The organism is Pseudalgibacter alginicilyticus (assembly GCF_001310225.1).
Lineage (GTDB): Bacteria > Bacteroidota > Bacteroidia > Flavobacteriales > Flavobacteriaceae > Pseudalgibacter > Pseudalgibacter alginicilyticus.
Map to the genome: position 1 here is coordinate 1,806,810 of NZ_CP012898.1, position 26,392 is coordinate 1,833,201.

Here is a 26,392-nt window from a genome sequence, read left to right on the forward strand (position 1 = left end):
GCCCCTTTCGTTAATATAAGGGTACAAAACTACAACTAATTATTTACTAAACAACATTCATCTCATATAAAAAAACATAATTTTTTATATGAGATGAATGTCTACTCTTATTAAAGTTCTCTCAACCAAATATTACGATAACTAACCCTACTATTATCTTGATGATCTTGCAATATTAAAGGTCCTTTACCGTGTTTCTCATATTTAGGATAACCGATAAATTTGGTTGGACCTATTATTTTAAAATGATCTTGAACCAAAATACCGTTAAATAAAACAGTAACGGTAGCTTGTTGAGTTACATTACCTCCTAAATCAAATTCAGGCTGATGATAAATAATATCATAGGTATTCCATTCACCTGTTTCAACAGCCGCATGCACCAAAGGAACAGATTGTTTGTACACAGAACCTGCTTGCCCATTTACATATGTGTTATTACCATTGTTATCCAACACTTGAATTTCATAAAGTCCTTGTAGAAACACACCACTGTTAGCTCGATGTTGACCGCTTCCTTCTAATCTTTTAGGCGATTTCCATTCAATATGAAGCTGAATACTACCAAAGTTTTGTTTAGTTTTAATATTACCAGATTTATTTTTGACAGTCATACTTCCATCATTATTTATTATCCAATCGGCTTCTTTTCCATCTTTAGCGTTTACCCATTGCTTTAAGTCGCTTCCATTAAAAAGCACAATAGCGTCACTTGGTGGTAAATTATTTATACCAGGAGTTACAACAGGTACTTTAGGTTCCCAAACTTCTGTTTCTTGAGGTTTCATCTTTTGCTCTTTTTCTTGAGCAAAACAAAGAAACGACCAAAAAGCCAATACTAAAACTCCTATTTTTTTCATTTAATTAATATTTTTAAATTCCTAAAATACCCTTCAATAATTTTTCATCGGTTTCACCACCTGCAAAATCATCAAAACTGCGTTCTGCGGCTTCAATAATATGCTTTTGGATAAAAGGCGCCCCTTCTCGAGCTCCTTGATTAGAGGATTTTATGCAACATTCCCATTCCATAACCGCCCAAACATCACAACCATAAGTAGTTAATTTAGAAAATATGCCTGAAAAATCTACTTGACCATCACCTAATGAACGGAAACGACCTGCCCGTTCTTTCCAATCGGAATACCCGCCATACACGCCTTGCTTTCCTGATGTATTAAACTCAGCATCTTTTACATGAAATGCTTTAATGCGCTCATGATAATAATCAATAAAGGTTAAATAATCTAACTGCTGCAACACAAAATGACTTGGATCATACAAAATATTGGCCCGTTTATGATTTCCTGTTGCTTCCAAAAAACGCTCAAAAGACACACCATCATGTAAATCTTCTCCAGGGTGTAATTCATAACAAATATCAACCCCTTGCTCATCAAAATGATTTAAAATTGGAAGCCAACGCTTAGCCAATTCTTTAAATCCCAAATCTACCAATCCGTTTGGACGCTGTGGCCATGGATAAACCGTGTGCCACAGTAACGCTCCTGAAAATGAAGCATGAGATTTTAACCCTAATCTTGAACTTGCTGTTCCAGATTTTTTCACGAAATCAATAGCCCATTCCGTTCTTGCTTTTGGATTGTTCTTGAATTGTTCTGGCGCAAAGCCATCAAACATAACATCGTAAGCTGGGTTTACTGCTACTAATTGCCCTTGTAAATGTGTAGAAAGCTCAGTGATTTCCAATCCATAAGAATTCACTTTTCCTTTAAGCTCGTCACAATACATTTGACTTTCTGCTGCCTTTTCTATATCTATCAATCCAGATTCCCAAGTTGGAATTTGAATCCCTTTATACCCTAATTCTGATGCCCATTGGCACATACCATCTAAAGTATTAAATGGTGCTTCACTTCCTGCAAACTGCGCTAAAAAAACCGCAGGTCCTTTTATTGTTTTCATATTCTACACGTCTAAAAGTTCCACCGAAACTTCCCATATCAACTGTACTACACACAAAATGGAAAGAAAACAGGAACGTATGATTTATATTATTTTAAATTTTTGTCCATATTGAATTATTCCTATCACTTTCAACAGCAGCATAAATAAATTTCATCCCTCTAATGCCATCTTCAACCGTTGGATAATCTGGTTTTTCAATAATATCTCCATTATTAATAGCTATTAAATGTTTAGAGAAATTTTTATAAATAGTAGCAAATGCCTCCAAATAGCCTTCGGGATGCCCTGCTGGAATCCTACAAACTTCCATAGCTTCAGAATGCAATCCGTTACCGTTTGGAGTATATATTTTCTTAGGCTCTTCTAGCCAACGAGTTATCAGCTCATTTGGATTTTCTTGATACCACTCTAAACTTCCTCTCGTACCATACACCTTAATTGCCAGATTATTTTCCTCACCCAAGGCTATTTGCGAAATAGAAATACTTCCTTTGGCTCCGTTTTCCATTCTAATAAGCATATTACCATCATCATCTAAAACCCTACCATCTCCAAACTTACCTAAATCGGCTGCTATTTCTTTAATTTTCAACCCTGTAATATACTCAATTAGGTTTTCTGCATGCGTACCAATATCACCCAGAGCTCCTCCTATACCTGAGCGTTTTGGGTCAATCCTCCAAGACGCTTGTTTCTGACCTGTATTTTCTAATGATGTTGAAAGCCACCCTTGTAAATATTGCGCTTGAATTTTTCTAATAGTTCCCAATTCACCTTTGGCCACCATAGCTTTAGCTTGTTTCACCATAGGATTCCCAGTGTAATTATGTGTAAGCACAAATAATTTTTCGCTTTTTTTTATAACATTTTGTAATTCTATAGCCTCATCTAATGTCAGCGTAACTGGTTTATCACAGACCACATGAAAACCATTTTCTAAGGCCATTTTTGCTGGAGGAAAATGCATGTGATTTGGAGTTACTATAGAAACAAAATCCATACGAATTGACTCCGGCAAAGCTTTTTCTTTCTGAATCATTTCTTCAAAAGTTCCATAGCACCTAGTTTCATCTAAATTCAAATCTTTTCCTGAAGCAATAGATTTTTCTGCTGTACTGCTAAATGCACCACACACCAATTCTATCATACCATCAATAGCTGCAGCCTTTCTATGTACATCTCCAATGAACGAACCAGTGCCACCACCAACCATTCCCATTCTTAATTTTCTACTCATTTTTAAAATTATACGTTTTATGATTTCACTATTTTATTTTTTTTCACATAGATATTTAATCCAATAAATGCAACTATAAGAATGGCAGGCAAAACGGACATGGTTCGCAATGCTTCGCCTGCGCTTGCAGTATCCATAAGATTCCCCATAATAGGCAAAACAACCGACACTGAAAACATACCTGCTCCACCCATTATTGACAGTCCTAATGCACCAGTTTCCGGCAAATGTTCGGCTACGAAACCTAACATAGTTGGCCAAAAAAACGTAACCCCTATGGCAAAGACAGCAGCTGCTACAAAGGTCATTCCTCCAGTGGTAATGGTAAGTAACCACAAGCCTATAAATGTAAATATTGCCGAATACAATAACATTCCTGAGGGACTTAATTTATGAACTACCTGCCCTGCAAACATCCGTCCTAATGCCATAATTCCATTTATAAAAGCAAGTACCAACAAGGGAGCTGCTACAGATTCTTTTAAAAGTGATTCTATACGCTGTGTTGTGCCTAATTCTGACGCTGCTGTTAAAAACATACAAAGTACCATAAATAAGAACAATGGTTTAAAAACACTTGAAAACATGACCTTATTACTTATACCTAGTTGCACACGCTCTGTAACTGGTATTTTTTGACCAAAAAACAAAATACCATATAAAGCTAAAGGAACAAATAAACTAGCAACCATAACTTTCCAACTTAACCCCATGACATCCATTATAAGCCACCCAACTAGGGCACCAATCACTATCCCCCCAGGAAACCAAACATGGAATCTATTTAACATTTTTGTTTTTTCATCAGAATACATAGAAGCTACCATTGGATTTAGTGCTGCTTCAACAAACCCATTTCCTATTCCAACAAATAATGTTGCTATAAATAACGAAGTCATCGTATCTGCCATAAGTGTTAAAACTATACCCACTGCATGCGTAATAAAAGCCATCCAAGTAATTTTTTTAATTCCAAGCAAGTCTACCAATGGCCCTCCAATAATCATAGCTATTGTGAAACCAAAAAACGCTGGAGCAAAGGCATATCCTAATTGCTCTAAAGTTAATCCAATCCCCTCTGGACCAAATACGGTTTCAAGTCTTGCTCTAATAGCAAAAGTCATGGCTGTGGTGATTAATGCAAGGCAACTTGCAAGAAATAGCCTGTTTTTGTTGATGTGTTCCATTTTAAAAAATTTAGTTTGATTAATGATCCTATATTTAAGACAATTGGTTTCCTACTTTAATTAATAAATCTTTTGTAAGCATAATACCTTTGTCCTCAGACATACCCTTTCCTTCAAATTCTATCCCCACAAAACCCTTATAATGAACGTCTTTAACCATTTTCATAACTTTTAAATAATCTATGGTAGTTTCATTTCCATTTTTATCGAAATCATATGATTTTGCACTTATTGCTTTCGCAAAAGGTAACAAATCCATCATTCCTTTATAAGGGTCATAAGCGTCTATACAATTTCTATCTTTATCTTTTTCAATACAGAAATTACCAAAATCTGGCAACGTTCCACAGTTGTCAGTTTTAATTTGAGAAAATACTTCAGACATCCAATGACCATTTGAAGAAAACCCACCATGGTTTTCAACTAACACATTAATATTTGAACCTTTTGCAAAATCCGACAGTTTTTCTAAAGCGTCAACAGCCGCTTTAACAGCTTCTTTTTTATCAATACCACCAGCCAAATTAACACGAATAGCATGACAACCTAAAAAATGAGCCGCCTCAACCCATTTATAATGATTTTCAATTGCCTGAAGCCTTTTAGATTTATCAGCATGAGCTAAACCTCCTTCTCCATCAACCATAATCAAAACATTTGTTTGCCCTTCCGTATCAGCACGAAGATTCATTTCTTTAAGAAAAGCCACATTTTTTGCTTTATCTTTAAAAAAGGTATTAACATATTCTAATCCTTCACAACCAAAACTTCTTGATTTAGCAGCAAAATCTAAATGATCCATTTTTTTATTAAATATAGCGCGATGTAGAGACCACTGTGCTAAAGAAATTTCAAAAAATAATAAAGGTTTTTTTGTCAACTCTTCTACAATCTGTTTTTCTTTTACAGAATTTTTACAAGCAGTAAACCCTAAAACAGAAAATGCCATACTTGCCTGTATTGTTCTATTTATAAAATCTCTACGTTCCATTTACTTAGTTGATTTTAAAAAATGTTTTACAAAAATTAAATTTTTATTCAAAAAATATTAAACATTATTGGAATGCAAAATAGCCAATTTTTCAATAATTACGAATTTAATCACCAAATACTTTAAATTTTGAATAATTAATAATAAATTCATCAATTAATTTCGAATTGACTCAACGCTCATAATTTTAAATGCTATCTAAAACATTGACTTTAGAAAAAACGCAAGAACACTTAAATGCTTTTAAAAACATAATTTAGCCTATAACAACCCACTGTAAAACACCATGAATCACTACTTGAAATTATTTACCCTCAACTTCTCCACATTACTCTTAACACATTACAAATTAAAAGAGCAAACCACAATTATCCCTACAAAAAAATGGGTATCACTTTTTAATGACAACGATTTATATGAATACTATTGGGAATCCAAAAAAAACAAGCTATTAAAAAAAGGGAGGATTCTACTTCAAATTGTGAGCCAACCAGTTAATTCTATAATATTGAAATACTACAATCTTAATTAATTACTTCATGAAATTAAGCCAATTTTTAAGTTTTGGATGCGTATTATACCTCTTTAATCATGGTATTCATCTAAATGCCCAAGATTTTCAGAATTACACACAAGCAATAACCAATGAAAATATAAGCATTGAATTAGTAGCAATTAAAGGAGGTAGTTTTACCATGGGGGCACTTGAAGAGGACATAACAAGAAAAGCTGATGAAAAACCTAACCATAAAGTAAAACTCGATGATTTTTGGATAGGTAAATATGAAATTACTTGGGAACAATATGACACATTTGTATATGCCAACATAGACAACTCGCAATTCATTGATAAAAAAGGTCTTAAAGCTATGGGTATTGACGGCATTTCTGGAGCTACACCGCCTTATGTCGACATGAGCTTTAATATGGGCAAAGCATCAGCTCCTGCTGTAAACATGACGCAATATGCAGCACTCATGTTCTGTAAATGGCTAACAGCAAAAACCGGTATCTTTTACAGACTACCAACAGAAGCCGAATGGGAATATGCATGCAAAAAAGGGAATACCGACAAAACAGCATCCTTAGACAGTATTGCGTGGCATCAAGAAAATTCCAACGAAAAATACGAAAAAACAGGATTGAAATCGCCAAACAGCTTAGGCATTTACGATATGCTTGGCAATGTTTCCGAATGGGTTTTAGACCAATATAGCACAAGTTATTATGCTGAATCTCCAACAAAAAACCCTTGGAACAAACCCACAGAATTATACCCTCGCGTATTGCGTGGAGGCTCTTGGAAAGATACAGCCAATAAATTATGCTGTACATCCAGACAGCAATCCAAAGCCATTTGGAAACGAAGAGACCCACAAATTCCTAAAAGCAATTGGTGGCATACCGATGCCCCGTTTATAGGGTTTAGAATTGTTAGACCAAAAATTCAACCAACTAAAAAAGAAATAGAATCCTATTGGCTAGATGCCATGATGGATTTTTAAAACAAAAACACACCATTATGACACTTAAAAAAAACACCTTATCAAGACGCCATTTTGTAAAAAACACTTCACTAATTACAGGAGGTATCATTCTAGCGCCTTCTGTTTTAACAGCCACCACTTTTAAAGCCAAAGAAAAAAAATTAAAACTGGCCGTTGTTGGTTGTGGCGGCAGGGGTACCGGTGCCGTTACCCAAGCTTTAAAAGCAGATGCCAACGTACAACTTGTAGCCATGGCATATGCTTTTCTGGACCGATTGGATTCTTCTTTTGAAAATCTGAACAAAATGTTTGATTCCAGTAGAATCAAAGTAAAACCATCAAAGAAATTTGTAGGCTTTGGCTCTTATAAAAAAGCCATTGATGAGGCCGATGTAGTCATTCTAACAACGCCACCCGGTTTTAGGCCACAACACTTTGAATATGCGGTTGCCCAAGGCAAACATATTTTTATGGAAAAACCCGTAGCTACGGATGTTGCTGGAATCAAAAAAGTTTTGGAAGCAGCCAAAGTCGCCCAAAATAAAAAGTTAAATGTTGTGTTAGGTCTTCAAAGACGCTATCAATTTAATTACCAAAAAGCAAATAGCCTGATTCAAGAAGGTGCTATCGGGAACATTGTTTCAGGACAAGTATATTGGAACAGTGGTGGGGTTTGGGTAAAACCACGTCAAGAAAACTGGACCGAAATGGAATACCAAATGCGAAATTGGTACTATTTTAATTGGCTTTGTGGCGACCACATATTAGAACAGCACGTACATAATATTGATGTTGCCAATTGGTTTTTAGGAAGCTACCCTATAAAGGCACAAGGCATGGGAGGCAGAGAAGTAAGAAACGGCAAAGACCACGGACAAATATTCGACCACCATTTTGTAGAATTCGAATATGCCAACGGTGCCATAATTTCAAGTCAATGCAGACATCAAAGAGGCTGCTTAAGTCGTGTTTCCGAAACCTTTCAGGGTACCGAAGGCACATGCCATACTAGTGGCGCTAGCGATACCAAAATAAAATCATATTCTGGCAATCACATTTATACACACAATTCCGAAAACGACAAAAACCCTTACCAAGTAGAACACGACAGACTTTTTGCAGCCATAAGAAGTGGAGAAGTCATTAACGATACAGAATACGGCGCAAAAAGTACTATGACTGCCATTATAGGACGCATGGCAACCTATTCAGGACAAGAAATTACATGGGAAAAAGCCATGGCCGCAGAGCATATTTTGGTGCCTAACGAAGATGAATTGTCATTCGATTCCATACCACCAATAGTACCCGACGCTTCTGGAGACTACCCGATTCCAGTTCCTGGAAAAACTAAATTTTATTAATTAAAATCTCTTGATCAGTTAAAACCCATATTATGGAAAGAAGACAATTTATAAAAAAAAGTACGGTAGCAGCATCTGCATTGGGCATTGGTATTTCAACAATACATGCTTTTAATTCAAGCAAATCCAACCCTATAAATAACGCCAATACGTTTAAACTAAATTACGCACCACATTTGGGCATGTTTAAACATCATGCTGGTAACGACCCCATAGACCAAATAAACTTTATGGCCGACCAAGGTTTTACAGCATTTGAAGACAACCAAATGATGAAAAGAGATGTTTCCTTGCAAACCAAAATTGGGGAAACACTTGCCAAACGGAATATGACCATGGGTGTTTTTGTTATCGACAAAGGCGGAAATATGCAAAACACGCTTGCGGATGGCACAAAAGAACACGTCGATATCTTTTTAGACGGTTGCAAAAGAGCGGTTGAAGTCGCCAAACGCGTTAACGCAAAATGGATGACCGTTGTTCCTGGTGGGTACCACAGAAAATTACCCATAGGCATTCAAGATGGTCATGTTATTGAAGCCTTACGCCGAGGAGCCGACATTTTGGAACCACATGGATTGACAATGGTTTTAGAACCTTTATCCGATTCACCAGATTTATACTTACAAAGATCTGACCAAACCTATATGATTTGCAAAGCGGTAAACAGTCCATCCTGCAAAATTCTATTCGACATCTTTCACCTTCAAAAAACAGAAGGCCATATTATTAGAAATATTGACCTTACTTGGGACGAAATTGCATATTTTCAGATAGGAGACAATCCAGGAAGAAAAGAACCAACAACAGGTGAAATCAACTATAAAAACATATTCAAATACATTCATTCAAGACAATACAATGGTATATTGGGTATGGAACACGGTAACTCTATAGAAGGCTTAGAAGGAGAATTAGCAGTTATCAATGCCTACAGAACAATCGATAATTTTTAACAAACTGAAATTAAAAAAATATTTTTTCAAATATTTTTTTAATACTTGTAACTTTTTAATACATTAAACTACTTATAGGCAACCAACCCTTTACATTGAATAAAGAACTTGAACATAATTTTGTTGAATTGCTGGAAAAGCATCAAAACATTGTGCATAAAGTATGCCGTTTATATACTAATAATTATGACGCTCACAACGATTTATTTCAAGAAATAACCATTCAGCTATGGCGTGCTTATCCAAAATTTCGTGGCGAAGCAAAGTTTAGTACGTGGATGTATCGGATAGGGCTAAATACTGCCATTACCTTATACAGAAAATCTAAACGAACCATTAAGACTCAAGATTTTGAGGGGATTGCTTTTAAAATAAAAGCAGAAGATTATGATGATACAGAAGAACAGCAATTGAAAATACTATATAAAGCTATACACCAATTAAATGATATTGAAAAAGCTCTTGTTTTCTTATATTTAGAAGACAAAGATTATAGAGAAATAAGTGAAACTTTGGGAATTAGTGAAGTGAATGCCCGTGTGAAAATGAATAGAATAAAAACGAAACTTAAAACCATTTTAAATTCCTGAGCTTATGGAAGGATTAGATCTATTAAAAAAAGACTGGAACAGGCAGGATAAAAACCAAAAACACTTATCTCAAAACGAGATATATCCTATGCTTCACAAAAAATCTTCTTCTATTGTAAAAACTCTTTTTTACATTAGTGTTGCGGAACTTATTTTTTGGATTTTAATTAATACAATACCTCTATTTACATCAATTGAATACAGAGAAAAGCTTAATATGGTTTATGGCAGTCCATTTATATTTACTGCAATTAACATATTATCTTATGGTATTATTCTTCTTTTTATTTATTTGTTATTTAAATCACACCAAGCTATTTCTGTTACAGATAATGCTAAAAAACTAATGAAAAGCATTTTAAAAACCCGAAAGATTATTAAATATTATGTGCTTTACAATTTAACTCTAGCTTTTATAGCCATGAGTATTGGCTTTTATTTTGGCTTAACTAAAAACCCAGAAATAGCTTCCAAATTATATAAAATTACTAACAGTGAGAAACTCATCATGCTCAGTATTGTTTTAATATCAACAGCTATTTTTGTGTTTATAATTTGGATATTTTACAAACTCATTTATGGATTATTACTAAAACGCCTGAATCAGAATTACAAAGAACTTAAAAAAATTGAAATTTAAAACTAAATGATGATTTACACTATCATAGGAGTTAGCTTAATATTTATAGTAGTAGCTTATGCCGTTACAGAAAATAACGCTTCACAAATTCTATCTGGCTACAACACTATGAGCAAAGAAGAGCAAAAGAAATTTGATATAAAAGCGTATATCCCTTTCTTTAAAAAATTTCATATTATTTTAGGTTTAACCTGTATGTTTGGGGGTTTATTACTCTTTTATTTTATAAGCAAAAAAGCAGCCATACTTTTTATAAGTCTCTATCCTATTGTTGCATATATTTATTTCATTCAAAAAAGTAACATATTTTACAAAAAACAAGTAAAGCAAACTAATAAATGGATACAACTTTTTATGATAGCAATTTTAGTATTTATCATAATAATGGTACTTCTAAAGGAGTTCTTTTAAATCAAGAACCTCAAAAACCTCACCCACATCCATATTTCCCAAAAGAATCTTTCCAACACGAACCCGAACCAAACGCAAAGTTGGAAAACCAACTGCCGATGTCATTTTACGTACCTGCCTAAATTTTCCTTCATGTAATGTCAATGAAATCCACGAGGTTGGCCCATGTCTAGCATCACGAATTTTTTGAGAGCGTATTGGAAATTTAGGACTTTCGTCCAATTTAAAAACTTCACATGGTTTTGTTCTATATTTTTTACCATTGAAACCAATTTCAATTCCAACTTTTAATTGCTCAATAGCAGCTTCTGAGATATTGCCATCCACCTGAGCATAATATTCTTTACCTACTTTTTGACTATTTACATAATCGCTTATTTTACCATCAGTAGTCAACAACAGCAATCCTTCCGATTTTTCATCCAATCGTCCAATAGACATAATGTCTTTTGGAAAATCAAACAATGTCCCTAAAAATTTTTTTGATTTTTGTTTGGAGGCATTACTTATAAATTGGCTTAAATAACCATATGGTTTGTAAATTACAAAATGTTTATGCTCAACTTTATCCATAGTTATTTTGTTAGCCATATTGAAATAAGAAATAATTGACACATCAAATTGTTTTTAAAAAACTAAGTTCAAGCTATACCGTATTCCAAATTCTACTTTATTTGTAATACTTATACGTCTCTTAAGATTTTAAAAACCAATTCTTTTGTAGGCTTTTGTCCATTTATTTTGGTTCTTACAAAATCAAACGTAACTTTAAAATCACATCCCGATTTATAATTGCTACAGCCGTATGCCTTTTTTCCTTTAATGACCGTTCCTTCTTTACATTTAGGACAAATCAACTCATCTGATTTTGTTATTGCAGGTCTTAATTTTGGTTCCAATTTAAGATTAAAATCATCATCAAAACGAAGCAAACCTTCAACAAGTCCTTCTTTCCTTTTAAATCCTTTTAAATTAACAGTGTTTCCTTTTTTAAGCAATCTTAAAAATTGCTTTTCTGATATTTTTTTCCCATCAAAACTAAAAGGTAACACAAAGTTGCAACCAGATTTAAACGCTCCACAGCCATAAGCAGATTTTCCTTTTATTATAGTCGCTTTTTTGCATTTGGGACAAACCTCAGCCAAAATACCCGCAGTTTTTTTAACAGAAGCTGTTACTGTTCTATTTTTAATAACATTTGCTTGCGAAATATTAGCTCGTTTGGTTTCGCTACGTACTTCATATACTAAAGCATCAACCATATGTTTCATGTTTTTTATGAAAGCGCTGGCACTAAACTCGCCTTTTTCAATATCTTTTAATTGTTTCTCCCATGAACCTGTTAGTTCTGCCGATTTTAATAAATCATTTTGGATGGTATCAATCAATTGAATCCCAGTTACTGTTGGCAAAACTTGTTTTTTATTACGTTTTATGTATTTCCTTTTAAAAAGTGTTTCTATAATATTGGCTCGGGTGGACGGCCTACCAATACCATTTTCTTTCATTAAATCGCGCAACTCTTCATCATCAACCTGCTTTCCTGCAGTTTCCATAGCACGTAATAATGATGCTTCCGTAAATTGATTAGGTGGCTTAGTTTCTTTTTCTAAAAATGAAGGCTCATGTGGCCCTTTTTCGCCTTTAATAAAAGCAGGCAAAATACCTGTTTCTTTTTCTTTAAAATCTGGAGATTCAAATACAATGCGCCAACCTTTTTTTAAAATTTCTTTGCCTGTTGTTTTAAATGACACTTGAGCAGCTTGACCAATAACGGTTGTGTTTGACACTGAACAATCCTCATAAAACACGGCTATAAAACGCTTAACAATTATATCATAAACTTGTTGTTGGTTGTATTGCAGTTTAATTTGAACCCCCGTTGGAATGATAGCATGGTGGTCTGTTACTTTTTTATCATTGAAAACTTTGGCTGATTTTTTTATTTTCTTTCCTAAAAGCGGTTCCGTTAAAGCAAAATAATTAGTTAAATTCTTAAGAATTCCTGCTACTTTTGGATAAACATCATTTGGTAAAAAAGTGGTATCTACCCTTGGATAGGTGACCACTTTTTGCTCGTATAATGTTTGAACCAATTTCAAAGTTTCATCTGCTGAAAACCCAAATTTAGTATTACAATATACTTGTAGTCCCGTTAGATCAAACAATTTAGGTGCATATTCATTACCCTTTTTCTTTTGGATGGAAACAATTTCAAAATCACTTTCTTTTACTTTATTGGCCAATACTTCACCATCTTCTTTTTTAAGAAAACGTCCTTCCTCGTAACTAAATAAAGTTTCACGATACATAGTTTGTAATTCCCAATAGGGCTGTGGCTTAAAGTGCTCTATTTCCTTAAAACGATTAACCACCATGGCCAAAGTTGGAGTTTGGACGCGACCTACGGACAACACTTGCTTATATCCCCCATGCTTAACCGTATACAATCTAGTAGCATTCATGCCCAATAACCAATCACCAATAGCACGGGAAAAACCTGCGTAGTATAAATTATCATAGTTTTTTGATGGTTTTAAATTTTCAAAACCTTCTTTGATGGCTTCGGCAGTTAATGATGAAATCCAAAGGCGTTTTACTTCGCCTTTATAGTTGGCTTCATTCATCACCCAACGTTGAATCAACTCTCCTTCTTGACCCGCATCCCCACAATTTATAACTACATCAGCTTGATCAAATAAACTTTTTACAATTTTAAATTGCTTTTGAATACCCGAATTTGATACCACTTTAATTTCAAATTTTTCAGGAAGCATAGGAAGGTTGTTTAAATCCCAACTTTTCCAATAAAGCTTATAATCATTTGGTTCTTTAAGCGTGCATAAATGCCCAAAAGTATAGGTAACGGCATAACCATTACCTTCAAAATAACCATCGCGTTTGGTATTGGCTCCTAATACAGAAGCTATTTCACGGGCAACACTTGGTTTTTCGGCAATACATACTTTCATGCGTTTCATCTATCGTTTTTTATCTGCCACATATAGCATCTATATAATTACCCCTTTAAATATTGAAATTTTAATTATAGATATTTTTTGTATTCATTTCAAATGAGGCGTTGCAAAATAGAAATTTAAGACTGATTCTTAAAAAGGAATTATTAGTAGTTATTAACCATTAAAACGTAACTAAAAAAAAGTGCAGTTTAGAATACAAATTGAGATTAGCTACTTGGTAAAATAAACAAAATGACAGGCAGCATACTTAGTCTAAAACAAGTTAAATCAACAATAAATCATATGATTATAAGAAATATATTGCTACGATAGATATTTATTTATTCACAATTACTTAGTTTTTGATCTATTTGATCCATCAGAGCCCATAAATAAATATGATAATCTTTAGTATGATACCCAAAATTTGAATAATTAGGATGGCTTTGGGCATTTGCCAAATCATTAGGTCTTTGATCGTTTTGAAGTGGAGCATAAGCTACACTTAAAACTATTTTTTGTGAATTCTCTCTTTTAAACCTTACTAAATACAAATCATTGAATGCTATAAAATTACTATCATCAGCAAGATTATAACTGGTATCAGGAGCTATGTAATTTTTCAAAGACGTAGCAGTTTCTCCGTAGTAACTAAAATCTTGAATAATCCAATCTTGTGTTTCATCAAATGCTCTGTAAACAAGTCCACTATTTATGAGATAAGGATTAAACTCAGGTAATCCGTAATTAATATCTGAGATAGCTTGTTCTTCATCCATTGAATTCCAGTTACTAATACAACCACATTCATTTATTGCTGTACATAAAGGAATGTTTTCCCACCATCCCCCTTTATATGTTCCTTGCTTAGCATACACATATCTCATACCTCCTAATGCTGCTGTAACAAGTTTATTTCGTAAATTTTCATCTGTATCAAACAAATCTCTTAAAAGCATTCCTAATAAAAAAGAGCCTTGAGAATGTCCTGCCAAAATAATTTTATTCCCATTATTGTAGTTGTTTAAATAATTTAGAAAAGCTGCTTTTATATCACTATAAGATGTTGCTATAACATTTGCTTGTAATTCTTTTTCTACATTATCATTATACGCTTTACCTGTAGACTGTCTATATCTAGGAGCAAACATTCTACCATATTTAGCTAACAAACTACCCTGCGCTATTGTGGTTAATGCAATTTTAATAGCATCTTGATCTTCTATAGCAATAGCTTCTACTGCTGTAAAATTTTGTGTATCTGATAAAATTGTGGGGTGCACCCAAAAAACATCAACCCCAGTATTGGCATTGGAATTATTAGAAATATCAATGATTTGTTCTATTTCTAAATTTTGATCAATAACAGCAATATCTAAATTATAAGTATGTAGTATGGTTGCTTTATTAGGATGAAACGACCAATTTTCCATATCATCATAACTCACTGTTGAATTGGGGATTTCTATAGTTTCTTCATTAAAATCACTCTCTGTAATATTTCCGTTTTCCTTAGAACATGAGAGTATTAAAATTATTTGGAATATAAAAATCAGCTCTTTCATTTTGCTTTTTATTATATATGACTACTCATAACCAAAAAAGTTTAATTTAGTTTTTTATAAATAATTTGGCACGAAATCGTGTTAATATTCCAATACTTCAATTAGGCTAAATTTAACATTTTTACTAACAATGCAAAAAACGCAGCATGCCCACTGATTCGTTTTAATTTCATCATTAAGACACTAAAAACGCTATCTTACTACTCTAACGAAACCACAAGGTTCCTCGTATTGGAGCACGCTTCACCAACAACTATATCAGCTTAATAACTCCCAACCTATTAAGTATTCTCATGATAAAATAAGTAGGATCAAACTCGTGCCATCTTACTCCAAAATTGGCTCGACCTCCATATTTATGGTGATTGTTGTGATAAGCTTCACCCATCATTAAAAAATCAAAAGGGAGCAAGTTTTTAGAAGTGTCTTTAACTTTAAAATTTACATAGCCATAAATATGTGCATACCAATTAATAATAACACCATGAATGGGAGCCATTAAAATTATTACAGGTAAAAACAACCATTGCCACCATGCAGTTGCAAATTGCAGAAAGAACAAAACATAAAGCAATGTCCAAATAACTCTGGAAATTCTAGAGCTTGCTATTCTATCAAAAGCCAGCCATTGCGGTACATTTTTTGTGAACTTTTCATCAACTTCAATACGCTGTTGATTAATGTCTTGATACACATTTTTAGTACGCCACATCATCTTTAAAACATTCTCATCAAATTTTGGTGAATGAGGGTCTTTTTCAGTATCGGCATAAGCGTGATGCATTCTATGCATAACCCCATATCCATAAGCACTTAAATAATTAGAACCTTGAAAAAGCCATGTTAATATATAAGTAACTTTTTCTGCCGTTTTAGACATGTAAAATGTTTGATGTGCCGCATATCTGTGAAGGAAAAATGTTTGAAAAAATAAGCCTCCATACCATAAAATCACCAGTAAATATATAACTTCCATTTAATACCGTTTAAAAGGCGAAAATAGGCATAATGACTTTTAAACACAATGAACTCAAGTTAATAAATACGTTTTCGAATTCTGCTTAAAGCCTGTGGAGTAACTCCAATATATGAGGCAATATATTTTAATGGAATATGTTTAATAATATTGGGGCGATCATGAAAAAGATTTATATAACGTTGTTCTGCCGATTCATTTAATAAGGATTGCTCCCTTCTTGATTTAATTAAAAACAGTTTTTCTGCAGTAAAACGCCCAATGGTATTACCTATTTTAGTTTTCCGATAAACGTCTTGTAAATCTGCATAACTAATACTCCAAAGCGTAGTATCTATTAAGGTTTCAAGTTGATATAACGAAGGCGTTTGCGTTAAAAATGAATCGTAAGCACTCACAAATTCACTTTGCAAACAAAAACCAAATGTTATTTCTTTTTCATTCTCTGCCTTTGGAATAAACAAACGCACACATCCCTTTTCTATAAACGAAATGTAATTTTCAACATTGCCCGTTTTCAAGAAGGTGTTTTTCTTAGGAAATTCCCGTTTAATAAGACGAGATGAAAAATAATTCCAATCTGCATCATCAACATCCACGATCGTTTCTAAATAACTTCTTAATTTACTCATAAAAACCCAAAATAAGAATTTGCAAAATAGGAATTTTAGAATGGTTTAAAAAAGGAATTTTCTACTATTGAAGGAACTCGCAATGAAGCTAATACTTACTTTTAAGTAAAATCACCATTTTATTAAACTCATTATATTTACGCTATTCCTTTTTGGATCAAGCCATTACACAAACCTTATAATAACATAAAACACTTAATAAACTTAACTTCAACTAATAAAAATATTTAAAATCATACTAATCCATAACACAATATATTTACATACAGTTTCATTCTAACCCTATAATTTTTAAATAATAAATGAAAAAACGATACTTTTGCACTTGTAGTTATTCATTAATTCCTAATTTACTACTTTGTAAACGCAATACAAACCATCTAACCAATTAGTATTCGCATCAACTAAAACGACCTATGACAAATAATATTCTTATTGAAGACCAGTACAAAAGAACCCCTTTATTTGAAAAAGAAAATGTGAACTATTTAGTTCGTGTTTTAAAACGATTCAATACGGTCCCAAAAATAAATAATATAAACATTATTACCTCTACAAGTGTACCTGATGCGTTTAAAATTATCCCTAACAAATCAATTATTATTGGGTCATTGTTTTTAAATCAACCTGTTTTAGCTCTGGTTTATTTAAGATATGGTATTGAATGGCAACTTTGGTATAAAGCTTTAGGTGAAGACAAAAAAGACATCGTTTTATGTGATGTAGCAGCTCTTAAAGTTGCCAAAATATTTTACAAATTACTACCTCAAGATGACAAAGAAAAACTAAAAGATTTAGATTATTTTTTAATCAATTTAATTAAAGACAACGAAGATTTAAACACGGAATCTTTATTAAAATATGAAGCCTTACAAAAATTTCACGGACTAAAAAACACGAATACAACATTTAAAGATTCTTGGAAACCAATTATTTCTAATCTAGCAAAACCTACAGAGTATTTATTGATGGCTGGTGGCGACTTAAGATTAAACATTGATGAAATTCAATTATTAAATAAATACGGATGCCGTCCTTTTCCCAGACCAGAAGCATTTACTTTTGCTTCTTCCACTGCAACAAGTGTTTCAAATTTTGCTTTTGATAAAACAGATAAAGCTAGAAGTATATTAATTGGAAATAGCTTAAAAAATGGTTTTAAAAACACATCCATTGAATTTTCGGAGCTACTTAAAAACAATCTTAGGAAAATTTTTAAATTACAAGATACTTCTGAAATTATTTTTTCACCATCAGGCACAGATTCTTCACTTCAAATAGCAGCTATTACACAAATTATTTCCGATAAAGATATTACACATGTTTTAGTGGCTTCAGACGAAACAGGGAGTGGTGTCCCGGGAGCTTTAAAAGGTTGTCACTTTGAAAATACAACGGCATTAAATTATCCAGTTATAAAAGGCGATAAAATTGAAGGCTTTAGAGATATTGATTTAATAAAAATCCCTTTTAGAGATGAAAACGGCGCTTTAAAATCATCTTCACAATTGGATGAAGAAGTTTTTAATGCCATTTCTAAAACCAATGCATTAGGCAGACACGTGGTATTGCATACCATGGACCAATCTAAATTAGGCTACCAATCACCAAGTGAAGCTATTATAAAAAAAATCTACACTCTCAACAAATTATCTATACAGATAATTGTGGATGGTTCACAACTTAGACTTGACCCAAAAGACATCCAAAATTATTTAAACAAAGGTTATATTGTTACCATCACAGGAAGTAAATATTTCACGGGGCCTCCTTATTCAGGCGCTCTAATTCTTCCTGAAACTGTTAGCAAATCAATCCAATCTGCAAAAAACAAGCTACCAAAGGGCTTAACAAAATATTACAACCATTCAGATTGGCCAACATCTTGGTTTTGTTCGCAAAATTTAAGCGAAGGCTATAATTACGGCTCATATATGCGCTGGAATGCTGCCATTGTTGAAATGGATAGATATTTTAAAACCCCTATTTTATATAGAAACATGGGAATTGAAATGTTTTGCAATTTTATTGATGATTCTATAAAAGACGCTACTTTTTTAGAACCTCTATATGACAACGAAACAAACACCAATACCTATAATAGCAAAGAGTTTGGCATACGAAATATCCGAACTATTTTCCCTTTCTTTATCATTAAAAATAATGAAGCCCTATCCATTAAAAATGTAAAAAAACTTTACACTTTATTGAATTCAGATTTATCAAATCAATTTGAAGATGCTCCTTTAGAAATCATTAGACTCGCAGCCCAAAAATGCCATATAGGACAAGCTGTTAATGTAAAATACAATACATATATTGAAAGCGCCATTTTAAGAATTAGCCTGGGAGCAAGGGTTATTTCCGAAAGTTGGGTTAATAGAGATATCAGCTTGTTTTTTAGAAATATTGAAGTTCAAATGAGTCAGATTACTATCATTATTAAAAAAATAGAATTAATATTAAATCACCCTGAATTGTTGAAATAAATTAAAAAAGCGAACAGCTTAACTTAAAACACATGGTGTTGCTAAAATTATTAATTAATTGTCATCCATTTCCATAATTAAATTAGCAATTAAAGCGGTCCACCCTGTTTGATGCGAAGCACCTAAACCTTTACCATTATCGCCATCAAAAAACTCATAGAAAAGGTGCTGATTTTTAAAATGTTCGTCATTTGTGAAAAGCTTATCAGCATCGTCTGAATGGTATTGAAACCTGCCATCTTCATTACTCTCAAACAATTTAATTAATCGTTTACTTAGTTCGTTTGCAATTTGTTTTAAATTCATTTTTTTACCCGAACCAGTTGGAAATTCATAAACATATTTGTCACCGTAAAAAGTATAATATTTACGTAAAGATTGAATAATCATATAATTTAAAGGCATCCAAATGGGACCCCGCCAATTGGAATTCCCTCCAAACATATTAGATTGGCTTTCGCCAGATTCATACTGAATTTGATAATGTCCATGGTATTCAAATACAAATGGATGTTTTTCATGATATTTTGAAAGTGAACGAATCCCATAATCTGAAAGAAACTCATTTTCATCCAATAAGCGCTTAAGCAAATGCTCGAGTCTAAAACCGCGCATGATTGAAAACAAATAATTATCATCTGCATTGGTATCATCTAAATTTGAAATCAAAGAAGCCAAATCTGGGCGCGTTCTCATAATTTCGTTTGCCCTATTTCTAAATGATTTCAATTCTTCAAATAAGTCTTTATGTATAATTTCAACAGCAAACATAGGAATAACTCCAACTAAAGAACGTACTTTTAATCGATCAGTTCTCCCGTCAGACATCTCAACAACGTCATAATAAAAATTATCCTCATCATCCCAAAGTGAAATATCTTTTTTACCAATATGATGCATTGCCCAAGCAATATTTAAAAAGTGTCTAAAAAACTTGGCTGCAGCTTCTTCGTAAATCTTATTAGTTTTTGAAAGCTCCAACGACATGCGTAACATGTTTAATGAAAACATTGCCATCCAACTGGTAGCATCTGCTTGCTGCATTCGGTTTATGCCTTCTGGCATATGGTTACGGTCAAATACTCCAATATTGTCTAATCCTAAAAAGCCACCTTCAAAAAGATCAGTTCCACTTTTATCTTTTTGATTTACCCACCACGTAAAATTAATTAGAAGTTTTTGAAATGCTATTTCTAAAAACTCTATATCTGGTTTATTGGTATTCGTTTTATCCTTTTCATAAACATTCCAAACCGCATATGAATGCACTGGTGGATTTACATCACTAAAATTCCACTCATAAGCAGGAATTTGCCCATTAGGATGCATGTAACTTTCTTTTAGCACCAATAGCAATTGTTCCTTTGCAAAAAAAGGATCTATATCTACAAACGATGCCATATGAAACGCTAAATCCCATGCAGCGTACCATGGATATTCCCATTTATCTGGCATGGAAATAACATGTCTATTGGTTAAGTGTTGCCAACTATAATTTCGCATGTTAACACGGTTTGGTTTACCTTCTCCAGGACCACCAAAAAGCCATTTAAAAACATCGTTATAATAGAATTGTTTAGTCCATAACAAACCAGAAAAAGCACTTTTTGCAATAGCTTGATGTGTCTTAGGTAAATCTTTTTTTATAATCCTACTATAAAAATCTTCACACTCCTTGAGGCGTTCATTAAATATTTCATCAAAATCCTCCCATGGATTTTCTATCTTTTTCTTACTAAGTCTAACTCTAATACTTTTTTCTTCACCAGCTTTGAGTTTAAACTTATGCCAAACAGCCATTTTAGAACCATTTTTTTCTGGATTTACAGTAGGTTTTGAATTTACTACATGGTCATTGATACCATCTTTAACATAATCAACATCATTCTCAAAATTATAGATACGCTTATTATTGGTTTCATTTTCACAAAACAACTGTTTTCCGTTTTCGTGATAAAAATAATAGTTACCGTTTCTTCTACTTTTAGATTGCGCACAATCATTTGCTATAGATTTTATACTTGGACGTGAATATTTTTTATTATGCTTCCAAAAATTCCGAAACCAAAAGTGAGGAAGCACATGTATATCGGCAGCTTTGGCTCCTCTATTCACAATTGTAATTTTCATTAAAATATCATCAACATCAGCTTTAGCATACTCTGTAAAGCAATCAAAATAAGCATTATCTTTAAAAACACCTGTATCTAATAATTCATACTCAGGCTCATGCCTACTCCTACGGTTATTATTAACTAATTCTGAATATGGAAATTGATTATGTGGGTATTTATATAAGTACTTTGAATAGGTATGGGTTGGTGTTGATACCTGATGAAAATAAAGTTCTTTAACATCTTCTCCATGATTCCCTTGATTGTTTGTCAACCCAAATAAACGCTCTTTTAAAATCGTATCTTTCCCATTCCAAAAAGCTGGTGCTAAACAAAGAATTTCGCGTGCATCACAAAATCCCGCAATACCTTCTTCTCCCCATCGGTAAGCATTACTCCTTGCCTTCTCATGGTCAATAAACTCCCAAGATTCGCCATATTCGCTATAATCTTCTCGAACAGTACCCCATTGTCTTTCTGCCAAATAGGGCCCCCATTTTTTCCAGCGCTTATAGGTATCAGCAACAGCTAACCTTTCTTCTTCAGAACCTTTGTAAATCATACTAAAGTGATATAATTATTGAATGTCATTAAATAAATCGAGCACTAACTTATAAAACCTCTCTTTTTAACTCTTTTTTTAATAGGTTGAAAAAATGTGATTTCTAATGTGGCCTAAAGTAAAAATAAGTTTTTTTTACCCAAGTTACTAAGTCCTCAGGAAGTATTGTTAAATTGTTATTTTTAACTGTATTATTTTAATTTCTTACAAAATATTACATCATCTAAATGGCTAACTCATATTTTAAATAAAAAAATAATAAGTAAAAAACCTTACCACTCTCTAAGTTTATTTAAAGCTTCAAGTGCTTCTATTTCTTTTTGAGGAATCACTTTCAAAAATGAAGGATGCTGCTCAATAGCATATTCAATTTTTGTTACAATGTCATCTGTAGTTTCGTTATCGTAATCAATGTCCAAAGGAGCTTTAATCTCTAAAGATTGAAGTATATTTTTCTTTTTAATTCTCAAGCCTTTTTTGTCAAATGATCGTCTAAATCCATCTATCACAATAGGAACTACTAAAGGCTTATAGCGCTTAATTACATGAGCTGTACCTTTTCTAATTGGTCTAAAAGGTGTGGTAGTTCCTTGGGGAAATGTTATAACCCAGCCGTCATCCAAAGCCTTTCCTATATTGGAAATATCGCTCATTTTTACTTGTCTATTAACATCTTTACCTTCTGAACGCCAAGTACGCTCAATACTTATTGACCCCATATAAGCCAATATTTTTGGCAACAAACCAGCCTTCATGGTTTCTTTAGCAGCTACATAGTAGATATTTAGTTTTGGATCCCAAATATAACCTATATTTTTAATGGAATCGACACGACCACTTAAACTGGCATTAAACACATGAAACATAGCTACTACATCTGCAAAATATGTTTGATGATTGGATATAAATAATACATTGGTATGAGGTAAACTTTTAATAATTTCAGACCCTTCTATTTGCAATTCATTAAAGCCTCGGAAACGTCTGTGTGTAAGAACACCAAAAATCCTGATAAGCCATTTTTTTAAAAATAGAATATGTCCAAATGGATTTCGTTTAAAAAGTCCCATAAATTTACGTGTCAATTAAATTAGTTAAAACGTTTAATATGACTAGATTTAAAAAAATTATTGGATGATAAAAAAACAAAAAAAAATGCTAAATCCCCCTAAAACCTATTCATATTGAGTGTGCAAAGGTAGCAAATATAGCAAACTAGATGATTTGTTTTAACAAGTCTTTAATTTCACTCAACATCATGGCTGTTGCACCCCAAACAATATGATTATTTAAAATAAACGCTGGAACCTCAACATCAACACTATATGACGTTGATACCTTTTTAGTCGCTACTAATTTATCGTCTAAAAAATGATGTAACGGAACCTCTAAAATAGCCTCAACCTCACTATCTTGTTTAATGAAATTTGGGGTTGTTTTAGAAATTCCAATAAAAGGTTGTACATAAAAATTACTTGGCGGAATGTAAATTTGCGACAACTCACAAACGACTTCCATACGAGTAATAGGCACACCCAATTCTTCAAAAGTCTCTCTAAGCGCTGTTTCTTCTAAAGAAGCATCTTGTTTTTCCAACTTTCCTCCAGGAAACCCTATTTGAGCAGAATGCACACCTTTATAAGTTTTTCTTAAAATTAACACTAAGGTAGTTTGTCCTTTAAAATCTGGATAAAACAATGCCAATACACCCGCTTTTTTAGCGGTTTTTATAGCTTTTTTTTGTTGATCCAGAAGCACTTGTCTATAAGGAGGCGCCATTTTAAACTGCGAAGATTCGGCTGGAAGCGGTATATTTTTTATTTTTGAAATTCTTATTAAAAACTCATCAAAATTCATCGTATGCGACTAATAGCTCTTTTTTGTTTTTCTATTTTATTTTTGAATTGTGAAGATAAACAATCTAAAAAGAAAGTAACGATTAAAACCGAAACACAAAAAGAAACTATAATTGAATCTACTAAAATAGAAGAGGACTCAACAAACACAAAAGAAAAGCCAGAGTTTCCTGTATTAACAGATTCTAACATGGCTATGGAGTTTTTTTTAGAATATGAAAAACACAATAAAGAAAACAAAGTACGAATAACTACTGATTTTGGATCTATTGATATCTTGCTTTTCAACGAAACAAAATTCCATCGTGCAAATTTTATTTATCTAACCAAACGCAAGTATTTTAATGGCACACAATTTTATCGTGTAATTGATAATTTCATGGTTCAAGCTGGCAATAGTGATGATAGAGAAACCGTAAGAAAACGTACAGAAATAGGACGTTACTTACTGCCTACTGACACTAAACGTGGTTTTAAGCATGACAGAGGTGTTATTTCTATGCCAAGTGGTGAAATTGATAATCCACATAAATTGGCATCTCCATTTGAATTCTTTATTGTTCAACAGCATGGAGGATCACATTTTCTTGATGGCGATTATACCATTTTTGGAAAAGTAATTAAGGGCATGCATGTAGTTGATAAAATTGCTGGTGTAGAAACTGATGAAGGTGATTGGCCTGACAAAAATATTTTTATAAGAAAAGTTGAGATTATTAATTAAGATGCATCAATAAAACAAAAAAATCATCCTTTTTTTTCTGAATAAAGATCAGGTAAAGCTATTTTGAATATTACCGCCAATAACCTTGTTAAAATAACAACCAACCCTGATATCATAAAAACCCAATTATTTCCAATTGGAAACTCACTCAACACAAAATAAACAATTCCGCCAAGTATACAGGCTGTTGCATAAATTTCTTTTCTAAATATAACGGGTATTTCATTACATAAAATATCTCTAATAACACCCCCAAAACATGCTGTAATAGTTCCCAGAGCAATACAAATAATAGGATGTAAATTTGCATTTAATCCTTTTTCAACTCCAATGATAGTATATAAACCAATACCAATAGTATCAAATAAAAACAAGGAGGTTCTTAAATAATTAAGTTTACTTCTAAAAATAATAGCCATGATTGAAGACACCAAAATAACATAAGTGTACATCATATCAGTCATCCAAGTTACTGGCGTATTTCCTATTAACATATCACGAAGCGTACCACCACCAACAGACGTTACAAATGCAATAATCAATATTCCAAAAAAATCCATTCGCATTTTCATAGCAACTAATACTCCTGATATTGAAAAAGCAACAGTTCCTAAAATTTCAACAATGTAAAACATAATTTATTTATTTTAAACTACTTAAAAGCGATTCACTTAATTATCATTATTTAAAACAGCCCTATCGACTCAGCTCAGAATAAACAGTTCACTCACTTTCTCTATTCTAAAAAAAGTAGTTCTCTACTTACATATTTTGAGTGTAAAAATTATAATCTTTTAAAATAACATCTATAAATTCTGCATCAGACTTTTGCTTCATTTCTTTAATAGCGGTTACTTCCATAATTTTTTTACGCAATTTTATCAACGTGCTATAATCTTGTCCTTGCTTTGCTGTTAAAAACGTTTCTTTAATTATGCGTGCATCATTATCTGATAGCTTAATAACACTTGGGTATGTAGGCTTATAATTTTCTTTTATGTGTTCTAAAATAGTATGATTTATATTTACTTGATCTCTAAGAGTTATTACTGCTGTACCAGCTGCCATATCTCCCAATCTTTGCGATTTTTTACTAGAAGAAATCACAAAAAAACCCAAGCCCAAAATATAAATATCTACAATCCTAAAAAACCATCGCACTATATAATCTGAAAAAGTTGCTTGATATCCATCAATTTTAACTACTCTAATTTTCATAATTTTTTTACCAAGTGTTTGACCATCTAACAAAGACTCTAAAGCCAAAGTATAAATAGCTACAGGTAAACCAAGCAAGGTATTTAAACCTATTTGCGACCACTGATCCATATTATCAAAAAGACCAAAAACCATATTCATAACAATCATATAGCCAATTTTTATGGCGTTGTCCATTAAAAAAGCTGCTAACCTTTCCCCTAATCCAGCGGCAGTAAATTTTATTTTGACATTTTGCGTAGTGTTAATTTGTAACTCTGACATTTTATAATTTAATTTGAATTCGTTTAGACTTATGGTTCCTTAACCGAATTCGGGCAAATTTCAGATATTTTTAGGACATAGATGAACTTTAAGCACAGAATCTCTTGAAACCAATGAACCATGGTTATCAAACCACAAAATAAATTGTTGATTTTAAAAGATTTTTTGTTTTATATTCCTATTTTGAAAGGAATGACAATTTTAATAGAAATTCTAGAACATGAACTTTAGGAATTTCTT

General features: G+C 32.7%; 23 protein-coding genes. 8 read left to right on the top strand and 15 right to left on the bottom strand.

The annotated features are described in order from the left end of the window. Nucleotides 1-110: 110 nt before the first annotated feature. The 5 genes from APS56_RS07515 to APS56_RS07535 form a co-directional block, all read right to left on the bottom strand. A complete protein-coding gene (locus APS56_RS07515; protein ID WP_054726777.1) occupies nt 111-860 on the bottom strand; it encodes a 3-keto-disaccharide hydrolase in 750 nt (249 codons plus the stop codon). Nucleotides 861-873: 13 nt separating this feature from the next. After that, entirely contained in the window at nt 874-1,926 is a 1,053-nt protein-coding gene (locus APS56_RS07520) for a sugar phosphate isomerase/epimerase family protein (RefSeq protein WP_054726779.1), read from the bottom strand. A gap of 94 nt (nt 1,927-2,020) precedes the next feature. Beyond that, the gene (locus APS56_RS07525; RefSeq protein WP_054726784.1) at nt 2,021-3,166 is read right to left on the bottom strand and encodes a Gfo/Idh/MocA family protein; all 1,146 of its coding nucleotides are present in this window, start codon (nt 3,164-3,166) and stop codon (nt 2,021-2,023) included. A 17-nt stretch (nt 3,167-3,183) separates the two neighbouring features. After that, nucleotides 3,184-4,353 carry an MFS transporter gene (locus APS56_RS07530; protein WP_054726787.1) on the bottom strand — a complete coding sequence of 390 codons (1,170 nt, stop codon included), beginning with the start codon at nt 4,351-4,353 and terminating at the stop codon, nt 3,184-3,186. Nucleotides 4,354-4,387: 34 nt separating this feature from the next. Further along, on the bottom strand, nt 4,388-5,344 hold the full coding sequence (locus tag APS56_RS07535) for a sugar phosphate isomerase/epimerase family protein (protein ID WP_054726797.1): 957 nt from the start codon (nt 5,342-5,344) through the stop codon (nt 4,388-4,390). A gap of 539 nt (nt 5,345-5,883) precedes the next feature. On the opposite strand from APS56_RS07535, the gene APS56_RS07540 reads away from it, so the two are divergent. The 6 genes from APS56_RS07540 to APS56_RS07565 all read left to right on the top strand — a co-directional run bounded on the left by APS56_RS07540 (nt 5,884) and on the right by APS56_RS07565 (nt 10,792). Beyond that, the gene (locus APS56_RS07540) at nt 5,884-6,849 is read left to right on the top strand and encodes a formylglycine-generating enzyme family protein (RefSeq protein ID WP_082379294.1); all 966 of its coding nucleotides are present in this window, start codon (nt 5,884-5,886) and stop codon (nt 6,847-6,849) included. Between the two features lie 17 nt (nt 6,850-6,866). Then, complete coding sequence (locus tag APS56_RS07545; protein ID WP_054726800.1) at nt 6,867-8,195, top strand: Gfo/Idh/MocA family protein; 1,329 nt, start codon at nt 6,867-6,869, stop codon at nt 8,193-8,195. 32 nt (nt 8,196-8,227) lie between these two features. Further along, nucleotides 8,228-9,151 carry a hydroxypyruvate isomerase family protein gene (locus APS56_RS07550; protein ID WP_054726803.1) on the top strand — a complete coding sequence of 308 codons (924 nt, stop codon included), beginning with the start codon at nt 8,228-8,230 and terminating at the stop codon, nt 9,149-9,151. Nucleotides 9,152-9,246: 95 nt separating this feature from the next. Further along, nucleotides 9,247-9,741: an RNA polymerase sigma factor gene (locus tag APS56_RS07555; RefSeq protein ID WP_054726807.1), complete on the top strand. Its 495-nt coding sequence runs from the start codon at nt 9,247-9,249 to the stop codon at nt 9,739-9,741. A 4-nt stretch (nt 9,742-9,745) separates the two neighbouring features. Further along, entirely contained in the window at nt 9,746-10,381 is a 636-nt protein-coding gene (locus tag APS56_RS07560; protein ID WP_054726812.1) for a DUF8845 family protein, read from the top strand. Between the two features lie 6 nt (nt 10,382-10,387). After that, a complete protein-coding gene (locus tag APS56_RS07565) occupies nt 10,388-10,792 on the top strand; it encodes a DUF3784 domain-containing protein (RefSeq protein ID WP_054726815.1) in 405 nt (134 codons plus the stop codon). Here the strand turns inward: APS56_RS07565 and APS56_RS07570 are convergent. The 5 genes from APS56_RS07570 to APS56_RS07590 all read right to left on the bottom strand — a co-directional run bounded on the left by APS56_RS07570 (nt 10,775) and on the right by APS56_RS07590 (nt 16,925). Then, nucleotides 10,775-11,383, bottom strand: a complete 609-nt coding sequence (locus tag APS56_RS07570) for a pseudouridine synthase (protein ID WP_054726816.1) — start codon at nt 11,381-11,383, stop codon at nt 10,775-10,777. The two genes, APS56_RS07565 and APS56_RS07570, sit on opposite strands and share 18 nt — an antisense overlap. Nucleotides 11,384-11,475: 92 nt before the next feature. Next, nucleotides 11,476-13,764, bottom strand: a complete 2,289-nt coding sequence (locus APS56_RS07575) for a type IA DNA topoisomerase (protein ID WP_054731262.1) — start codon at nt 13,762-13,764, stop codon at nt 11,476-11,478. Nucleotides 13,765-14,093: 329 nt separating this feature from the next. Then, nucleotides 14,094-15,317: a DUF3089 domain-containing protein gene (locus APS56_RS07580; protein ID WP_054726818.1), complete on the bottom strand. Its 1,224-nt coding sequence runs from the start codon at nt 15,315-15,317 to the stop codon at nt 14,094-14,096. Nucleotides 15,318-15,570: 253 nt separating this feature from the next. Beyond that, entirely contained in the window at nt 15,571-16,293 is a 723-nt protein-coding gene (locus APS56_RS07585) for an acyl-CoA desaturase (protein ID WP_054726820.1), read from the bottom strand. A 59-nt stretch (nt 16,294-16,352) separates the two neighbouring features. Further along, a complete protein-coding gene (locus APS56_RS07590) occupies nt 16,353-16,925 on the bottom strand; it encodes a Crp/Fnr family transcriptional regulator (RefSeq protein WP_054726823.1) in 573 nt (190 codons plus the stop codon). A gap of 416 nt (nt 16,926-17,341) precedes the next feature. Here APS56_RS07590 and APS56_RS07595 point away from each other — a divergent pair, with 416 nt between their 5' ends. Then, a complete protein-coding gene (locus tag APS56_RS07595; RefSeq protein ID WP_054726824.1) occupies nt 17,342-19,414 on the top strand; it encodes a hypothetical protein in 2,073 nt (690 codons plus the stop codon). A 54-nt stretch (nt 19,415-19,468) separates the two neighbouring features. Here APS56_RS07595 and APS56_RS07600 read toward each other — a convergent pair whose 3' ends face one another. From APS56_RS07600 to APS56_RS07610, 3 genes are all read right to left on the bottom strand, one after another. Next, nucleotides 19,469-22,090, bottom strand: coding sequence for an MGH1-like glycoside hydrolase domain-containing protein (locus tag APS56_RS07600; RefSeq protein ID WP_054726826.1), 2,622 nt, complete (start codon nt 22,088-22,090; stop codon nt 19,469-19,471). Nucleotides 22,091-22,362: 272 nt separating this feature from the next. Next, nucleotides 22,363-23,160 (bottom strand): lysophospholipid acyltransferase family protein, encoded by a 798-nt coding sequence (locus APS56_RS07605; protein WP_054726828.1) that lies wholly within the window; start codon nt 23,158-23,160, stop codon nt 22,363-22,365. Between the two features lie 145 nt (nt 23,161-23,305). Then, a complete protein-coding gene (locus tag APS56_RS07610; protein ID WP_054726830.1) occupies nt 23,306-23,947 on the bottom strand; it encodes an NUDIX hydrolase in 642 nt (213 codons plus the stop codon). A gap of 3 nt (nt 23,948-23,950) precedes the next feature. Here APS56_RS07610 and APS56_RS07615 point away from each other — a divergent pair, with 3 nt between their 5' ends. After that, nucleotides 23,951-24,670, top strand: coding sequence for a peptidylprolyl isomerase (locus tag APS56_RS07615; protein WP_054726834.1), 720 nt, complete (start codon nt 23,951-23,953; stop codon nt 24,668-24,670). Nucleotides 24,671-24,693: 23 nt separating this feature from the next. Here the strand turns inward: APS56_RS07615 and APS56_RS07620 are convergent, their stop codons facing one another. Together APS56_RS07620 and APS56_RS07625 are read right to left on the bottom strand one after the other, a co-directional pair. Further along, a complete protein-coding gene (locus tag APS56_RS07620) occupies nt 24,694-25,305 on the bottom strand; it encodes a trimeric intracellular cation channel family protein (RefSeq protein ID WP_054726837.1) in 612 nt (203 codons plus the stop codon). A 127-nt stretch (nt 25,306-25,432) separates the two neighbouring features. Continuing rightward, nucleotides 25,433-26,152, bottom strand: coding sequence for an RDD family protein (locus tag APS56_RS07625; RefSeq protein ID WP_054726839.1), 720 nt, complete (start codon nt 26,150-26,152; stop codon nt 25,433-25,435). Nucleotides 26,153-26,392 lie beyond the last annotated feature (240 nt).

Coding starts and splice junctions, on each gene's coding strand:
- APS56_RS07515 (WP_054726777.1), bottom strand. CDS start 860: ATGAAAAAAATAGGAGTTTTAGTATTGGCTTTTTGGTCGTTTCTTTGT.
- APS56_RS07520 (WP_054726779.1), bottom strand. CDS start 1,926: ATGAAAACAATAAAAGGACCTGCGGTTTTTTTAGCGCAGTTTGCAGGA.
- APS56_RS07525 (WP_054726784.1), bottom strand. CDS start 3,166: ATGAGTAGAAAATTAAGAATGGGAATGGTTGGTGGTGGCACTGGTTCG.
- APS56_RS07530 (WP_054726787.1), bottom strand. CDS start 4,353: ATGGAACACATCAACAAAAACAGGCTATTTCTTGCAAGTTGCCTTGCA.
- APS56_RS07535 (WP_054726797.1), bottom strand. CDS start 5,344: ATGGAACGTAGAGATTTTATAAATAGAACAATACAGGCAAGTATGGCA.
- APS56_RS07540 (WP_082379294.1), top strand. CDS start 5,884: ATGAAATTAAGCCAATTTTTAAGTTTTGGATGCGTATTATACCTCTTT.
- APS56_RS07545 (WP_054726800.1), top strand. CDS start 6,867: ATGACACTTAAAAAAAACACCTTATCAAGACGCCATTTTGTAAAAAAC.
- APS56_RS07550 (WP_054726803.1), top strand. CDS start 8,228: ATGGAAAGAAGACAATTTATAAAAAAAAGTACGGTAGCAGCATCTGCA.
- APS56_RS07560 (WP_054726812.1), top strand. CDS start 9,746: ATGGAAGGATTAGATCTATTAAAAAAAGACTGGAACAGGCAGGATAAA.
- APS56_RS07565 (WP_054726815.1), top strand. CDS start 10,388: ATGATGATTTACACTATCATAGGAGTTAGCTTAATATTTATAGTAGTA.
- APS56_RS07570 (WP_054726816.1), bottom strand. CDS start 11,383: ATGGCTAACAAAATAACTATGGATAAAGTTGAGCATAAACATTTTGTA.
- APS56_RS07575 (WP_054731262.1), bottom strand. CDS start 13,764: ATGAAAGTATGTATTGCCGAAAAACCAAGTGTTGCCCGTGAAATAGCT.
- APS56_RS07580 (WP_054726818.1), bottom strand. CDS start 15,317: ATGAAAGAGCTGATTTTTATATTCCAAATAATTTTAATACTCTCATGT.
- APS56_RS07585 (WP_054726820.1), bottom strand. CDS start 16,293: ATGGAAGTTATATATTTACTGGTGATTTTATGGTATGGAGGCTTATTT.
- APS56_RS07590 (WP_054726823.1), bottom strand. CDS start 16,925: ATGAGTAAATTAAGAAGTTATTTAGAAACGATCGTGGATGTTGATGAT.
- APS56_RS07595 (WP_054726824.1), top strand. CDS start 17,342: ATGACAAATAATATTCTTATTGAAGACCAGTACAAAAGAACCCCTTTA.
- APS56_RS07600 (WP_054726826.1), bottom strand. CDS start 22,090: ATGATTTACAAAGGTTCTGAAGAAGAAAGGTTAGCTGTTGCTGATACC.
- APS56_RS07605 (WP_054726828.1), bottom strand. CDS start 23,160: ATGGGACTTTTTAAACGAAATCCATTTGGACATATTCTATTTTTAAAA.
- APS56_RS07610 (WP_054726830.1), bottom strand. CDS start 23,947: ATGAATTTTGATGAGTTTTTAATAAGAATTTCAAAAATAAAAAATATA.
- APS56_RS07615 (WP_054726834.1), top strand. CDS start 23,951: ATGCGACTAATAGCTCTTTTTTGTTTTTCTATTTTATTTTTGAATTGT.
- APS56_RS07620 (WP_054726837.1), bottom strand. CDS start 25,305: ATGTTTTACATTGTTGAAATTTTAGGAACTGTTGCTTTTTCAATATCA.
- APS56_RS07625 (WP_054726839.1), bottom strand. CDS start 26,152: ATGTCAGAGTTACAAATTAACACTACGCAAAATGTCAAAATAAAATTT.